The sequence below is a fragment of the Bacillus sp. B.PNR1 genome, assembly GCF_030386235.1.
GTDB classification, from domain to species: Bacteria; Bacillota; Bacilli; order Bacillales; family Bacillaceae; genus Bacillus; species Bacillus stercoris.
Map to the genome: position 1 here is coordinate 1377921 of NZ_JANYMN010000001.1, position 15174 is coordinate 1393094.

A 15174-nucleotide genomic window follows, 5' to 3' on the forward strand; every position below is an offset into this window, starting at 1 on the left:
ATTCCGATATATCAATGCGTATAAAAAAACGAGTATAAAACTGTCCATTTTATACTCGCTTTTTATTCGTTAATCCTCGGCTTTTTCCACTAAATCTGAAAAGAGCCCGTACACATACGATTCTGGATCAAATTCCTGGAGGTCATCAACTTTTTCACCTAACCCGACTAGTTTAACCGGGATGTGAAGCTCGTTGCGAATCGCAAGGACGATACCGCCTTTTGCCGTACCATCAAGCTTCGTTAAAGCAATGCCGGTAACATTTGTCGCTTTAGAGAACTCTTTTGCCTGAGCCATTGCATTTTGGCCAGTTGTGGCATCAAGGGCAAGCAGCACCTCATGCGGCGCTTCAGGAACCTCTCTTTCGATAACACGTTTCACTTTTTCAAGCTCTTTCATGAGATTGACTTTGTTTTGGAGACGACCTGCCGTATCACAAATTAATACATCGGCATTTCTTGCTTTTGCAGCATGAACAGCATCGTAGATGACAGCCGCCGGATCGCTTCCGGCCGTCTGCTTAATGACAGGCACTCCTGTACGCTCTCCCCATACTTCCAGCTGTTCAATGGCGCCCGCTCTAAAAGTGTCTCCGGCAGCAAGCACGACAGATTTTCCTTCTTGTTTCATTTTATGAGCAAGCTTTCCGATCGTTGTCGTTTTCCCAACGCCATTTACACCTACCAGAAGGATTACGTTTAAACGCCCATCCTGGATATTCAGCTCTGAAATTTGCTCATCTCCGCTGTTATAAATCTCGACCAGTTTCTCAGAAATGACTGACTGGACTTCCTTCGGATCTTGGATATTTCTGCGTTTGACTTCTTTTTTTAGTTCATCTATCAATTCCATAACGGTTGTAAAACCGACATCCGCGCTGATAAGAACCTCTTCAAGCTCTTCGAAGAAATCCTCATCCACTTTACGGTAACGGGATACAAGATCATTCACTTTGTTTTGAAAGGAGTTTCTTGTTTTTTCAAGGCCATCCTTAAACTTTTCAGATACGGAATCTGTCTGTTTTGTGATTTTCTCTTTTAATTTTTTAAAAAAGCTCATCTTTTAACCTCTTTCCTCGTTACTGAACGAATTCTTTTGTTTCTTCCAGCTTAACTGAGATTACCTTGGACACACCGGACTCCTGCATGGTTACGCCGTATAGGACATCCGCTTCCTCCATCGTCCCTTTTCTGTGGGTAATCACAATAAACTGGGTATCTCTGCTGTATCTTTTTAAATACTGCGCAAACCGGAACACATTCGCTTCGTCAAGCGCAGCCTCTACTTCGTCAAGGACGCAAAACGGCACTGGGCGAACTTTTAAAATTGAGAATAAGAGCGCTATAGCCGTAAGCGCACGCTCTCCGCCTGACAGGAGATTTAAGTTTTGCAGCTTTTTCCCCGGCGGCTGTGCGATAATCTCAACTCCTGAGTGAAGCAGATCGTTAGGATCGGTGAGCCTCAATTCAGCTCGCCCCCCTCCGAATAAGGAGCGGAAGACTTGATCAAAGTGTGAGCGGATTTGGACGAATGTGTCGTTAAAGCGTTTCGTCATTTCTTCATCCATTTCTTCAATCACTTGGAACAGGGTATTTTTCGCTTCTGTTAAATCTTCTTTTTGTTCCGACAGAAACTTGTACCGTTCGTTGACCCTCTCAAACTCATCTATGCTTCCGAGGTTCACGGTACCAAGCTCTTCAATTGCGAGTTTAATCAGCTTCACGCGCTTTCTGGCTTCCTCTGGATCAGTTTCAAGCTGATATTTCTCTTTTGCCCCCTCAAAGGACAAGCTGTATTCCTCCCGCAAGTACTGGAGTAAATTATCGAGCTCTACTTCCATTCGCCCAAGTTTGACTTCCTCGTCTTTTAAGAGTGTTGTTTTTTGTTTATACAGGCGTTTCATTTCTTTTAGCTCACGCTCATACGTATCAAGCCCATGCTGAAGCTTGATGCGCTGATCGCGCCTTAACGCAATCAGTTCGATCGTTTTTGTTTTGTCATTCAATTTGTGTTTTGCGGCTTCTTCCAGCTTTTCTTCACCGCTGGTGCTTGATGACATCTCTGACGTTAAGAAGCTCAAGTCTTCTCTTGCTTCTTTTAACGCAAACTCAGTTTCTGTGAGCTCTTTCTTCAATCTGGCAAGGTTGTCCTCTTCCCCCTTGCATGCCTGCTCTTTTTTGGCCGCTGTGATCTTCAGCTCAGTCAGCTCGTTGGAGAGAGACTCTTTCGTTGAGGATTGCGATTGTTTTTGTTTTGTCAGTCTGTCTATGTCCTCTTCAAGAAGCTTCATCTTTTCAGATACGGCTGAGAGCTCTTCTTCAAGCTTGCGTTTGCGCGCTTTTTTCTCTTCATCGCTTTCTGACAGAGCAGATTTTTCTTGATCATAGAGCTCTAAATGGGTATTGATATTTTTCTCGGCAACTTGAAGTTCGTACAGCTGGCCCTTCACATCCTGCTGCTTTAACCTTAAGCTTTCTCCGGTTTCTCTTAAGTCAGCCAATTTTTTCTCCATATCCTGAATGGAGTGCTTAAGGGTTTTGACCTCTTGTTCAAGCAGAGCAGTTTTCTCTTCCATTTCAACGAGCCGTTTCGTCACATCTTCTAGCTCCCGGCTTCTTCCGAGAAGGGAGTTATTTTTCTTTTTAACCGCGCCGCCTGTCATTGAGCCACCAGGGTTCACAACATCTCCCTCAAGGGTTACGATGCGGTACCGGTGCCCGAGAAGCTTCGCAAGCTCGTTTGCACCCTTTAAATCCTCTGTGATCAGCACGGTCCCAAGAAGATTCTGTATGACGCTTCGATATGCAGGATCAAATGTGACAAGTTCACTGGCAACCCCGAGAAATGATGAGTGCCGAGCGGCTGTTTCCGCGTCACGGCTTTGAAGCTGGCGGTCTCTAATAACAGAAAGAGGCAAAAACGTCGCCCGGCCGAAGGAATTCTGCTTTAAATATTGAATCGCTTTGCGGGCAGACTGTTCATCGTCGGTCACGACGTGTTGAGCAGAAGCGCCGAGCGCTATTTCAATGGCCGTTTCATACTTCCGTTCTGTCGAGATCAGCTCAAGGACCGCTCCGCGAATTCCGCCAAGGCGCTCTTTCGCTTTCAGCACTTCTTTAACACCTTGATAAAAGCCGGAGAAATCCCCCTGCATCGTCTCAAGCATGTCCTTTTTTGCTCTCGCTTGCTGAACATATTGGTATGCCTGATACAGAGCGGATTCATTTTTTTCGTATTGGCGCTTTTTCTGCTCATATTTTGTCTGCATATCACGATATGCACCAACTTGGCTGTGAATCTCCTGCTCAATTTGGGCAAACTCCGTTTCACATGCTGCTTTTCGCGCAGAAATATCACGCCGTTCCTGTATATGCTTTTCATTGTTGTCCGCGAGTCTCTGCAATGTGACAGCAGATTGGGACATCTGATCATCTAGGAGCTGGAGCTCGTTGCGAATCGAAGCCTGGCTGTTTAACAGCTCAAAGTAATCACTTTTCAGCTGCTCGATTTTCTCTTCGACATTTTCGTTGTGAAGACTTAGAGCCTGCTGTTTTTCTTTTACTTGAGCCCTTAGCTGTTTCACCTCTGCTTGAAGTGTTTCGAAGACAGCTTCCTGCTTCGCAAGCTCTTCTTTCAGCACCGTTTCTTTTTGCTGGAACTGAACGATGGCTTCTTCAAGCTGTTCTTGGTTTTGCACAGCGTTTTTCTTTCGTTCTTTCAGGACTTCTTTACGGCCTTCAAGCTTTTCCAGCTCTTCACTTGTTACCAGTAAAACTTGCTGGAGCTCATCTACTGATTCATCAAGCGCTTGAATTTTATCTCGCGCATCTTCGATTTTCGCTTCTTTCGCAGAAATCGCAGACGATTCAGCGAGCTCTTCTTCCTTTGCGAGCTGCACTTTCTCTTTAAGCGTTGACCATTTGCCATGCAGCTCTTCGATATCATAGGCAGTCAGCGCAATTTCAACATGCTCCAGTTCTTTCTTTTTCTCAAGGTAATCTTTCGCGATTGAAGCTTGAATTTTAAGAGGTTCAACCTGTCCTTCAAGCTCATGTAAGATATCTTCTACCCGATTTAGGTTGTCTTGTGTTTCAAACAGTTTATTTTCTGCTTTTTTCTTTCTCGTTTTATATTTAAGCACCCCGGCCGCTTCTTCAAAGATACTGCGGCGATCCTCTGCTTTGCTGCTTAAAATCTCTTCCACTTTCCCTTGGCTGATAATAGAAAATGCTTCTTTACCAAGGCCGGAGTCCATAAATAAATCAATAATATCTTTTAAGCGGCATGGCTGATTGTTAATCAGAAACTCACTTTCGCCTGATCTGTACACACGTCTTGTGACACTAACCTCGTGGAAGTCAATTGGCAAGAAATGATCGTCATTATCAAGAGTAAGCGTAACTTCAGCTAGATTTAATCGCTTTCTTGAATCACTGCCGGCAAAAATAATGTCTTCCATTTTTCCGCCGCGAAGAGAGCGTGCCGATTGTTCGCCGAGAACCCAGCGAATGGCATCCGTGATGTTGCTTTTTCCGCTTCCGTTCGGGCCGACAACCGCTGTCACGCCTTTCACGAAGTCTACGGAAATCCGTTCTGCAAATGATTTAAATCCTATAACGTCTAAACGTTTGAGGAACATAGCGATCCTCCTTATGTAATAAGTATTTCAATTCTATCATAAACATTGGTGAAATAAGACGGCATACATACTGAAATCCCCCTGAATCATAAGGGGGATTTTATTGTTTCGTATGGTGTTTTTGCAATTTAGCTAAAGCTTCCTGAGCAGCGTGCTGTTCGGCTTCTTTCTTTGAACGGCCGTTTCCGACTCCGAGTGGTTCACCTTTTAGAGATACGATGGCTTCAAATTCACGGTTGTGCGCAGGTCCTTTTTCGTTGGAGATTTTATACTCCAGAGAGCCTTTGCCGTCCCGCTGCACGTATTCCTGCAGCTGGCTTTTGAAATCCATCACATGAGAAAAAGCACCATCGTTAATTTTAGGGAACACATAAACTTTTAAGAAACTTTCAACCGGCTCTAATCCTTGGTCAAGATACAAGGCTCCGATAAATGCCTCAAAAACATCTGCCAATAGAGCAGGACGCTTTCTTCCGCCTGTCATTTCCTCACCTTTCCCCAACAGGACAAGGTCGCCGAATGACAGTTCGTGAGCCAATGAAACGAGAGACGGTTCGCAAACAATTGCGGCTCTCAATTTCGTCAAATCTCCTTCACTCATAGCCGGGTATTTGGCAAATAAGAATCTGGAGATCGTCAGTTCCAAAACAGCGTCACCTAAAAATTCAAGCCTTTCATTATCTTCATACGGCTTTTTCCGATGCTCATTCACATAAGATGAATGTGTAAATGCTTGATACAAAAGCTTTTCATTTTGAAAGTGAACCGAAATCCGTTCTTGAAACTCTTTAAATTGTTCTACTTTTTTATAGAACTTTTTTTTATCTTTATAATGTGAGTGTTTTGACATAGTAACCTCCATAGGCACATCAGGTTCACCGCGCTTCTCTGACTAAACCGGATACAGCGCGCGTAAAAGCGGCATGCTGTAATAACTGCACGAATAAAGGGCTAAAGCCCCGCGTTTCGGCGGGACTTTTAGCATCAGCTTATTGCTGGTTTTGTATGTAGTTCACAGCGTCGCCGACTGTTGCAATCTTTTCAGCATCTTCGTCAGAAATTTCCATATCAAACTCGTCTTCAAGTTCCATAACAAGCTCAACTACATCTAGGGAATCAGCACCTAAGTCTTCCTTGAAAGAAGCTTCAAGTTTGACGTCTGCTTCATCAACGCCAAGGCGATCTACGATGATTTTCGTTACACGCTCTAATGTATCTGCCATAGCAATTCACCTCCCCTCAAGTATTATAGTGGATTCGTTTTTAAAAAACTAGAGAAACTATGATGAAATTTTCGAGAAAAAACTTACATCACCATTCCGCCGTCAATATGAAGTGTTTGGCCTGTCATGTAACGTGCTCCCTCTGAAGCAAGGAACGTGACAACACTGCTGACATCGCCGGGTTCGCCAAAGCGCGCGAGCGGAATTTGTTTCAGCATTTCATCTTGAACGTCTTTTGCAAGTTTATCTGTCATATCGGTTGAGATAAATCCTGGCGCTATCGCATTTACCGTAATATTTCGGCTGGCCAGCTCTTTAGCGGAAGATTTGGTTAAACCGATGACGCCGGCTTTTGCAGCCACGTAGTTGGCTTGTCCAGGGTTTCCGCTGACGCCTACGATAGACGATACGTTAATAATACGTCCTGAACGCTGTTTCATCATTTGTCTTGTCACAGCTTTTGTGCAGTTGAAAACACCCTTCAGGTTAATGTTAATGACATCATCCCATTCGTCTTCCTTCATTCTCATGATGAGATTGTCTCTTGTAATTCCCGCATTATTAACCAGAATATCAATCGTAGAAAAAACAGAAAGCGTTTCTTTTATCATGTTTTGTACATCTTCGGGATTTGATACATCCGCTTTGACAGCAATTGCTTTTCTGCCCATTGATTTGATTTCATCAACCACTTCATTTGCTTTCGCTTCATTGCCGGAGTAGTTCACGACAACATTCGCGCCGCTTTTTGCCAGGTCAAGGACGATTGAGCGGCCAATTCCGCGGGATGCGCCAGTGACAATAGCCGTTTTATCATTAAGCATTATCATTCTCCTCCTTAAGCGTTTGAATTGCCAGCTCGATCGTTTCCGGATCTGATACAGCAATTGTTTTTAATCGTCTGTTTACTTTTTTCACTAGGCCTGAAAGCACTTTTCCGGGACCGATTTCAACAAAAGTCGTAACGCCCTCTGCAATCAGCTTGTTAATGCTCTCCTCAAAACGAACAGGAGAGTAAAGCTGCTCAATGAGTTTTTGTTTGATTTCAGCTTTTTCAGTCATCAGGTCAGCAGAAACATTTGAGATGACCGGAACGTCAGCGTCTTTTATGTCACAGGCATCCAATACCTCTTTCAGCTTTTCAGCTGCCGGTTTCATCAGTTCGGAATGGAACGGACCGCTTACTTCAAGCGGAATCGCGCGTTTTGCACCATTCTCTTTTGCCAGTTCAGATGCAAGCTCAACCCCTTTAGCTGTTCCGGAAATAACGATTTGTCCAGGACAGTTGAGATTCGCAAGCTGCACAAGGTTGCCTTCCTTCATGACTTTATCAGTTACTTGCTTTAACGCTTCAGCATCCATGCCGAGAATCGCAGCCATTGCTCCTTCGCCAGCCGGTACCGCTTCATTCATAAACTCTCCGCGTTTTCTGACGGTGTAAACAGCATCTTTGAAGGACAGGGCGCCAGCCGCAACCAGTGCAGAATATTCACCAAGGCTGTGCCCTGCTGTGAAATCAGGTGTAATGCCAGATTCTTTAAATTTCTCAAGAACAGCAATGCTTGTCGTAAGCAAAGCAGGCTGCGCATTGTATGTAAGTGTTAATTCTTCAGCAGCACCCTCAAAAATAAGCGAGCTGAGTTTTGTTTCTAATGTTTCATCGGCTTCATCAAACAGACGCTTTGCAGCAGGCACCTGCTCATAAAGCTCTTTTCCCATGCCGATAAATTGTGAACCCTGACCCGGGAATAAAAATGCAATCTTACTCATGATGTAAAAACCTCCAGACTACTCATCTGTTTTTTCTTCTTTTACTTCTTCCTGAATGAGTTCAGCCACATTTTGGCTGACCATCTCTCTTGCTTGCCGAATCGCATGAAATACTGCATGAGAATCTGATGAGCCGTGCGCCTTGATCACAGGGGCTTTTAAGCCAAAAAGGCTTGCTCCACCATAATTCGAGTACTCCATTTTCATTTTCATTTCTTTCAACTTTGGCTTCAGCACAGCTGCTGCAAGCTTGGATGTGAAAGTAGACGTCATTACTTCTCTCATCATTTTAAAAATAGACAATGCAGAGCCTTCCAGCGTTTTGAGTGTAACATTCCCGGTAAAGCCGTCTGTTACTACAACATCCGCCACATCATCTAATAGGTCTCGCGCTTCCACGTTTCCGATAAAATTGATGTTCTCTGTTTCTTTTAACATTTGAAACGTTTGTTTCGTCAGTTCGTTTCCTTTTTTATCTTCTGTTCCGACATTTAAAAGCCCGACTCTCGGTGAAGAGACACCGCGCACTTGCTGAGAATAAACAGAGCCCATGATGGCGTATTGAACGAGGTGCTCCGGTTTGGCATCGACATTGGCGCCGACATCAAGCAGAAGAAATCCGCCTCCCGAAACGGTCGGAAGTGTCGGGGCAAGCGCCGGACGGTCAATTCCTTTAATTCTTCCGACGATAAAGAGACCGGCTGTCATTAACGCACCGGTATTCCCTGCTGAAATGCAGGCGTCAGCTCTGTTTTCCGCAACCTCCTGCGCCATAAGAACCATTGATGAGTTCTTTTTTCTTCGCACGGCGCGGACCGGTTCATCCGTAGGCTCAATCACTTCATCTGCGTGCAGCACCGTGATGCGATCTGATGTTGTTGTTAAATGTGATTCTATCGTTGCTTTGTCACCGACAAGTGTGATATGGAGATCATCAAATGCCTCTATACCTTTTATAACTCCGTCAATAACAGCTTTGGGAGCGTGGTCTCCTCCCATTGCATCTACAGCTATTCTCATGCATGCTCCACCTTTATGAATGTTTTGAACGATACATGTCAAAGCGTCCAGAAAAAACAATTTCTTCGCCAACGTAGCTGTTCACTTCGACAACCGTTCTTCCTTTTTCTTTTTCGACAGCCGTTACTTTCGCTTTCGCTACGACGCGTTCTCCCTGCTTTACCTGTCTTGTAAAGCGGATGTCTGCACTTGCAGTCAGCGCCAGCTCGTCATCAATGACTGCAACGGCCAAAGAATTCGCCTGTGCAAATAAATGGTGTCCTCTCGCAATCTGATTCCGGCTGAACACATGCTCCTGTTTTATTTCTAAAATGGATATCGCCTGATCATCCAGCTCAAGGTCAATAATTTCTCCGATAACTTCATCAAGTGACAGGGACTTTACTTCGTCCTCAAGTGTTTTCTCTGCCACGTTCTTAATTCTTTCTCTCAGCTCCGGTATGGAAAGCTCTAAGCGGTCCAAACGTATCGTCTGGATGCTCACCCCGAATTTACCAGCTAATTCTTCATCTGTAATAAAAGGGGTTGCTTGGATCGTCTGCTGAAGTAATTCCTGGCGTTCTCTCTTATTTCTTCTCATATCTAAACACCATCCGGACAATTAAGACTAGGTACTAATAGTAGTATATAATTTCATAGATTGGAATGCAACGATTGTTTCTGGCTGAACACCAAAAACTTCTGATGCTCAGCTTAATTTTTCCCCGTCCATTACTCCGCTCTTCAGCAAATGCTCTCTTAACACAGCGTATTCCGGCTCCTTCCAGAACGCGTCGGAAGCCACAAGATTCGCAGCATCCTGCCTTGCCGTTTCAAGCGCTCTGTAATCATGAACCATGTCCGCCACCTTGAATTCCGGCATTCCGCTTTGTTTTTTCCCAAAGAAATCACCGGGACCCCTCAGTTCCAGATCCTTTTCAGACAGCTCGAACCCGTCATTTGTTTCCGACATGATCCTCATCCGTTCTTTCCCTGTTTCTGATTTTGGATCAGCCATCAGAATACAGAAAGATTGATGTTCCCCCCGTCCGACACGGCCGCGCAGCTGGTGAAGCTGTGACAGCCCGAAACGGTCGGCGTCATAAATCACCATAATCGTTGCATTCGGAACATTCACGCCGACCTCAACGACAGTGGTGGATACGAGAATTTGACAGTGATTGGCGCTGAATTCTCTCATGACCTGGTCTTTTTCATCTGAATGCAGCTTTCCGTGCATAAGGCCGACGTTCCATTTCCCCCGAAAAATATCAGAAAGCATATTGTATACGTCAATGGCGTTTTGCACATCAAGCTTGTCTGATTCTTCAATCAGCGGACAGATGATATAAGCCTGTCTGCCTTGCTTTAATTCTTTTTCGACAAATGCCAAAATGCGATCCAGCATGTCATGTTTTACCCAATAGGTTTCGATTTGCTTTCGTCCAGCCGGCATCTCATCAATAACTGATACGTCCATTTCACCGAACACTGTGATCGCTAACGTTCTTGGAATCGGAGTGGCTGTCATAAAGAGAACATCGGGATCTTGCCCTTTGTTCCGAAGCTTTTTGCGCTGCTCAACCCCAAAACGATGCTGTTCATCTGTAATAACAAGACTCAGCGCCTTAAACTCCACCTCATCTTGGATTAAAGCGTGGGTTCCTACAAGAATATCAATCTCTCCCGCCGCAAGACGCTCAAGCAATTCTTTTCGCCGCTTCCCTTTAACGGAGCTTGTCAAAAGAGCCACGCTGACATCCCATTTTTCAAATAGTGAAACAAGCGAATCAGCATGCTGTTCGGCCAGAATTTCTGTCGGCACCATGAGCGCTCCTTGGTATCCGGATAAGATCGCGGCATACAGCGCAATCGCAGCGACCGCTGTTTTTCCTGATCCAACGTCCCCTTGAAGAAGACGGTTCATTCTGTATGGAGAAGACATGTCTGCTGTTATTTCGCGAAGAACGCGTGACTGGGCATTTGTGAGGGGAAACGGGAGGCTTTTGATAAATCTCATGAGTTCTTCGTTTGAAAAAACCTGCCGTATCCCTTGTGTCTGCTCTCTTTCCGCCTTTCGGAACGCCTGCATTTTCAACTGAAACAGCAAAAATTCTTCGTAAACAAACCGTCGTCTGGCAAGCTTTAATGCTTCCCTTGTTTCCGGCTGGTGCATTGCTTTTAACGCCTGATAATAGTCAGGCAGTTTATAGCTTTTTCTTAGCTTTTCCGGAAGAGGATCAGGAAGTGATTCTGCATATTGGGTCAGCGCCTGCTGAATAAAGCGCCTCATCATTTTGACGGTAACATTTTCTTTCACAGAATACACTGGTTCAATGCTTTTATCCTCTTGATGCGGCCCGTTTTTCAACTCCTGAACAGAGATAGTTTGGCGGTGCTTGTCCCATTTACCTGAGACCGTCACGACAGAGCCCAGCGAAAGCTTTTTCTTCAAATAAGGCCTGTTAAAACATACGGCTGTGATTAAATAGTTGCCGACAAGAACCCGAAATGTCAGCCTGTTTCGTTTTTTTCCGTAATAGGTAAGAGAAGGCTCTGAATGAACCTTCCCTTCGACTGTCACTCTTTCATCATGCGCTACTTCTTCTAAATCCCTCAGCTCATAGTCATCATAGCGATAAGGGAAATAATTCAGAAGATCAGAAATGTCATAAATTCCGAGTTCGTGTAATGTTTTTTCTGTTTCCGGCCCAATACCCTTAATGTTAGCTATACTAGTTTGCTGATGTTGTTTCACGTGAACCTAGCGCTCCTCCGAAAATTTTTTTCTCTAACTCTCTTCCAGTCGGTGTGGCCGCTAAACCGCCCTGGCCTGTTTCCCTAAGTGCAGTGGGCATCGTTTGGCCTATTTTATACATGGCATCGATAACCTCATCACATGGAATACGGCTAGTAATGCCCGCCAATGCCATATCAGCGGCGATCATCGCATTTGACGCGCCCATCGCATTCCGTTTCACGCAGGGCACCTCAACAAGCCCCGCTACAGGGTCGCACACGAGGCCTAGCATATTTTTTAATGTAATGGCCATGGCCTCCGCGCTTTGTTCAGGTGTTCCTCCTGCCATTTCAACAATGGCCGCAGCCGCCATGCCTGAAGCTGATCCAACCTCTGCCTGACATCCTCCGGCAGCACCGGAAATACTTGCGTTATTGGCGACGACAAATCCGAAAGCTCCAGCCGTAAACAAAAAGCGGATCATTTGTTCTCTCGTTGGATTCAGCTTTTCTTTTACAGCAAATAACGTGCCGGGCACAACACCGGCAGAACCTGCAGTCGGTGTCGCACAGATGGTTCCCATAGCTGCATTTACTTCATTTGTTGCCACGGCTTTCGATACAGCATCTAAAATCAGCGGGCCAGACAGGCTTTTTCCTGATCGAATATAAGCCTGTAATTTAACGGCGTCTCCGCCCGTTAAACCCGTTTGACTCGTCACTCCCTCGAGTCCTTTCTGAACCGCCGCTTCCATAACAGACAGGTTATGATCCATCTGCTGAAAAATGTCCTCTTTTGTTTTTTCTGTTACTTCCATCTCTTGAGCGATCATCACATCAGAGATCAATATTTGTTTTTCTTTAGTAATCTCAATTAATTCCTTTACATTACGAAACATAACTGGCTCCTCCTGACCCTTTCGCTAGTCAGCAATCTTTGTCACTTGAATAATATTCGGCAGCTTTGACAGCTCGTCGAGAATATGGTCGTCTATATTTTGATCGACCTCTATTGTCATCAGCGCAAGCTGGCCGATATCTTTCCGGGCTACTTCCATATGTCCTACGTTGATTGAAAATTTCGCCAGAACATTGGCAACACCGGCGATGGTGCCAAATTTGTCATTATGAACAACTAATATGGCCGGATGATTTCCTGACAGCCGGAGTTCAAAACCATTCAATTCTGTGATTTCGATCTTTCCTCCGCCAATCGAAATACCTGTCAGCTCAAGCTCTCCCTTTTCATCAGAAATGGTGATTTTTGCTGTGTTCGGATGGACCGGAACTGCGTCTTCAACCCGAAACTCTATATGAATTCCTTTATCTTCTGCAATTTGTATAGCGGTTTTAATCCGTTCGTCGAATGTATCAAAATCAAGCAATCCGCCGATAATAGCGACATCTGTGCCGTGGCCCTTATACGTTTCCGCAAAAGACCCGTAAAAAGATACGATGATGCGCTCAGGCTCTCTGCCAAATAAACTTCTGGCCACTCTCCCGATTCTGGCAGCTCCCGCTGTATGAGAGCTGGACGGACCGATCATAACCGGACCGATAATATCAAAAACGCTTCTGTATTTCATGCTATTCCTCCTTATGAACCAGAGCTTATTAGCGCTTTGCTTCTAGACTAATTGATCAGATATAAAATGGCAAGCGGACGCGTTACAGCGCTGCCGCATTTAAAAGCAGACATAAGAATAGAAGGGCAAATTGCCCTTCTATTCTGCAGAAACGATATACGAATACAGCGGCTGTTTCCCATTGTGGATCTCAACCTTAATCTCCTCGTACTTATCACTGAGAAATGCTTCAAGCTGCTCGGCTTCTTCCCGAGACGCATCCTCACCATATAGAATGGTCACGATTTCATCGTCTTCTCCGATCATTTCTGACAGCAGCATTTTCGCGGCTGACAGTTGATTTTCAGAAGTGCCGATAATCGTTCCATTCAGAATGCCCATAAAGTCGCCTTTTTTAATATCTTTACCGTCAATATGAGTATCTCTGACTGAATACGTCACCTGTCCGCTTTTTACTTGCTGAATGGCGCTGAGCATATTGGTCTCGTTCGCTTCAGCTTCTTGATCCGGGTTAAAGGCCAGCAGTGCTGACATCCCTTGTGGAACCGTTTTGGCCGGAATGACTAAAACCTGTTCATTCATTACGCTGGCCGCTTGGTTAGCAGCCATAATAATGTTAGAGTTGTTCGGCAGGATAAACACCGTTTCTGCATTTACAGACTTCACGGCTTCGACGATATCCTCAGTACTCGGGTTCATCGTCTGACCGCCTTCAATCACAACAGAAGCGCCGATGCTTTTGAATAGGTCTGAAATTCCTTCCCCCATCGCCACAGTTACAATGCCATACGGCTGTTTTGCCGGCGTTTTTTCGTTGCCAGCGGGCTTGCTTTCTTGACTGATGATAGAGGTATGCTGTTCTCTCATATTTTCTATTTTTATTTTGATCAATTCACCGTAATGCTGGGCGTAGTTTAACACGTTCCCAGGCTCTTCAGCATGAATATGAACCTTCGCCAGCGATTCATCCGCAATCACGAGCAGTGAATCACCGAACTGGCTGAGGTCTTGTCTGAACGTACCTTCGTCGAATTCTCTTTTTGCCTGATCAAGCCTCACCATCACTTCGGTACAGAATCCAAATTCAATATCTTCGGTATTCATCATGCTTTGGGCGCTCTTGTGATGCTCCGCGTTGACCATGTCGTCAAGTGACGGAAGAACTGCTTTCTGAGGTACAGCTTCACCTTTTAATGAAGCAAGGAAACCTTCATACACACAAAGCAGGCCTTTGCCCCCGCTGTCGACAACTCCTACTTCCTTTAGAACAGGAAGCAATTCAGGGGTGCGGTTTAAAGACGCCTCCGCTTCTTCTGTCACTGCAGTCATCAGCGCAGTGATATCGGTTTCTTTTTCTGCTAAGGCCATCGCTTTTTTCGCAGCGTCTTTTGCAACTGTTAAAATGGTGCCCTCTACAGGTTTCATGACAGCTTTATACGCCATGTCTACACCTGCTTGCAGTGCAGCTGCAAATTCCAGCGAATTAATTTCTTTTTTCGATTCAATGCTTTTGCTGAATCCGCGGAACAATTGGGACAGGATGACTCCTGAATTTCCACGCGCTCCCATGAGCAGTCCTTTAGATAACGCGGTGCCCACCTTCCCGATATCATCCGTATCCATTTGTTCAACTTCTCTTGCTCCGGAAGTCATCGACAGGTTCATGTTTGTTCCCGTATCACCGTCCGGCACAGGGAACACGTTCAGCGCATCAACTGCACTGGCGTTTTGAGACAGATTCTGCGCTCCCGCAAGAATCATCTCGGCAAAGGTTCTGCCGTCTAATGTTCTAATAGACAATCCTACTCCTCCTAACTACGGGTTCGTCACTCGTACGCCTTGGACATAAATATTGACCGAGTCCACTGCGAGTCCGATGGTTTGATTTACTGTGTACTTTACTTTTGTTTGGACATTATGTGCCACTTCAGAAATTTTCGTGCCGTAGCTGACTATGATATACATGTCGATATGTATCTGTTCTCCTACTTGGCGAACTTGGACACCCCTGCTGAAATTCTCTTTCCGAAGGATTTCAGTCAGTCCGTCTTTAATCTGGTTTTTAGAAGCCATGCCGACAATGCCGTAGCAATCAACAGCCGCGCCTCCTGCAACCATTGCGATGACTTCATTAGATATATCAATCTGCCCGTACTTCGTTCTTAATTCAATGGACACACTATTTCCTCCTTCGAATGCATAGAGTTACAGCTATTCT

General features: G+C 45.1%; 13 protein-coding genes. All 13 read right to left on the reverse strand.

Annotated elements, in window-relative coordinates:
* Positions 1–69: 69 nt before the first annotated feature.
* A complete protein-coding gene (gene ftsY / locus NZD81_RS07095; RefSeq protein WP_014663946.1) occupies positions 70–1059 on the reverse strand; it encodes a signal recognition particle-docking protein FtsY in 990 nt (329 codons plus the stop codon).
* A 19-nt stretch (positions 1060–1078) separates the two neighbouring features.
* Positions 1079–4639, reverse strand: coding sequence for a chromosome segregation protein SMC (gene smc, locus NZD81_RS07100; protein WP_289859874.1), 3561 nt, complete (start codon positions 4637–4639; stop codon positions 1079–1081).
* A 100-nt stretch (positions 4640–4739) separates the two neighbouring features.
* Positions 4740–5489, reverse strand: coding sequence for a ribonuclease III (gene rncS, locus NZD81_RS07105; RefSeq protein WP_003232030.1), 750 nt, complete (start codon positions 5487–5489; stop codon positions 4740–4742).
* A 139-nt stretch (positions 5490–5628) separates the two neighbouring features.
* Entirely contained in the window at positions 5629–5862 is a 234-nt protein-coding gene (acpP, locus tag NZD81_RS07110; RefSeq protein WP_003154310.1) for an acyl carrier protein, read from the reverse strand.
* A gap of 83 nt (positions 5863–5945) precedes the next feature.
* Positions 5946–6686 carry a 3-oxoacyl-[acyl-carrier-protein] reductase gene (fabG, locus tag NZD81_RS07115; protein ID WP_136654486.1) on the reverse strand — a complete coding sequence of 247 codons (741 nt, stop codon included), beginning with the start codon at positions 6684–6686 and terminating at the stop codon, positions 5946–5948.
* Positions 6679–7632 carry an ACP S-malonyltransferase gene (gene fabD, locus NZD81_RS07120; protein ID WP_136654487.1) on the reverse strand — a complete coding sequence of 318 codons (954 nt, stop codon included), beginning with the start codon at positions 7630–7632 and terminating at the stop codon, positions 6679–6681. Before fabD ends, fabG begins: the two co-directional genes overlap by 8 nt.
* 18 nt (positions 7633–7650) lie before the next feature.
* Positions 7651–8652 carry a phosphate acyltransferase PlsX gene (plsX, locus tag NZD81_RS07125; protein ID WP_103032051.1) on the reverse strand — a complete coding sequence of 334 codons (1002 nt, stop codon included), beginning with the start codon at positions 8650–8652 and terminating at the stop codon, positions 7651–7653.
* Positions 8653–8665: 13 nt separating this feature from the next.
* Positions 8666–9232 carry a transcription factor FapR gene (gene fapR / locus NZD81_RS07130; RefSeq protein WP_003232044.1) on the reverse strand — a complete coding sequence of 189 codons (567 nt, stop codon included), beginning with the start codon at positions 9230–9232 and terminating at the stop codon, positions 8666–8668.
* A 108-nt stretch (positions 9233–9340) separates the two neighbouring features.
* On the reverse strand, positions 9341–11389 hold the full coding sequence (gene recG / locus NZD81_RS07135; RefSeq protein WP_069149581.1) for an ATP-dependent DNA helicase RecG: 2049 nt from the start codon (positions 11387–11389) through the stop codon (positions 9341–9343).
* Entirely contained in the window at positions 11367–12269 is a 903-nt protein-coding gene (sdaAA, locus tag NZD81_RS07140) for an L-serine ammonia-lyase, iron-sulfur-dependent, subunit alpha (RefSeq protein ID WP_003232049.1), read from the reverse strand. The genes recG and sdaAA overlap by 23 nt, the downstream gene beginning before the upstream one ends.
* Positions 12270–12293: 24 nt before the next feature.
* Positions 12294–12956 (reverse strand): L-serine ammonia-lyase, iron-sulfur-dependent subunit beta, encoded by a 663-nt coding sequence (sdaAB, locus tag NZD81_RS07145; protein WP_014663941.1) that lies wholly within the window; start codon positions 12954–12956, stop codon positions 12294–12296.
* Positions 12957–13094: 138 nt separating this feature from the next.
* Positions 13095–14756, reverse strand: coding sequence for a DAK2 domain-containing protein (locus tag NZD81_RS07150; RefSeq protein WP_289859883.1), 1662 nt, complete (start codon positions 14754–14756; stop codon positions 13095–13097).
* Positions 14757–14771: 15 nt separating this feature from the next.
* Positions 14772–15134 (reverse strand): Asp23/Gls24 family envelope stress response protein, encoded by a 363-nt coding sequence (locus NZD81_RS07155; protein ID WP_014663939.1) that lies wholly within the window; start codon positions 15132–15134, stop codon positions 14772–14774.
* Positions 15135–15174 lie beyond the last annotated feature (40 nt).

Coding starts and splice junctions, on each gene's coding strand:
- sdaAA (WP_003232049.1), bottom strand. CDS start 12,269: ATGTTTCGTAATGTAAAGGAATTAATTGAGATTACTAAAGAAAAACAA.
- acpP (WP_003154310.1), bottom strand. CDS start 5,862: ATGGCAGATACATTAGAGCGTGTAACGAAAATCATCGTAGATCGCCTT.
- fabG (WP_136654486.1), bottom strand. CDS start 6,686: ATGCTTAATGATAAAACGGCTATTGTCACTGGCGCATCCCGCGGAATT.
- fapR (WP_003232044.1), bottom strand. CDS start 9,232: ATGAGAAGAAATAAGAGAGAACGCCAGGAATTACTTCAGCAGACGATC.
- rncS (WP_003232030.1), bottom strand. CDS start 5,489: ATGTCAAAACACTCACATTATAAAGATAAAAAAAAGTTCTATAAAAAA.
- ftsY (WP_014663946.1), bottom strand. CDS start 1,059: ATGAGCTTTTTTAAAAAATTAAAAGAGAAAATCACAAAACAGACAGAT.
- sdaAB (WP_014663941.1), bottom strand. CDS start 12,956: ATGAAATACAGAAGCGTTTTTGATATTATCGGTCCGGTTATGATCGGT.
- fabD (WP_136654487.1), bottom strand. CDS start 7,632: ATGAGTAAGATTGCATTTTTATTCCCGGGTCAGGGTTCACAATTTATC.
- smc (WP_289859874.1), bottom strand. CDS start 4,639: ATGTTCCTCAAACGTTTAGACGTTATAGGATTTAAATCATTTGCAGAA.
- plsX (WP_103032051.1), bottom strand. CDS start 8,652: ATGAGAATAGCTGTAGATGCAATGGGAGGAGACCACGCTCCCAAAGCT.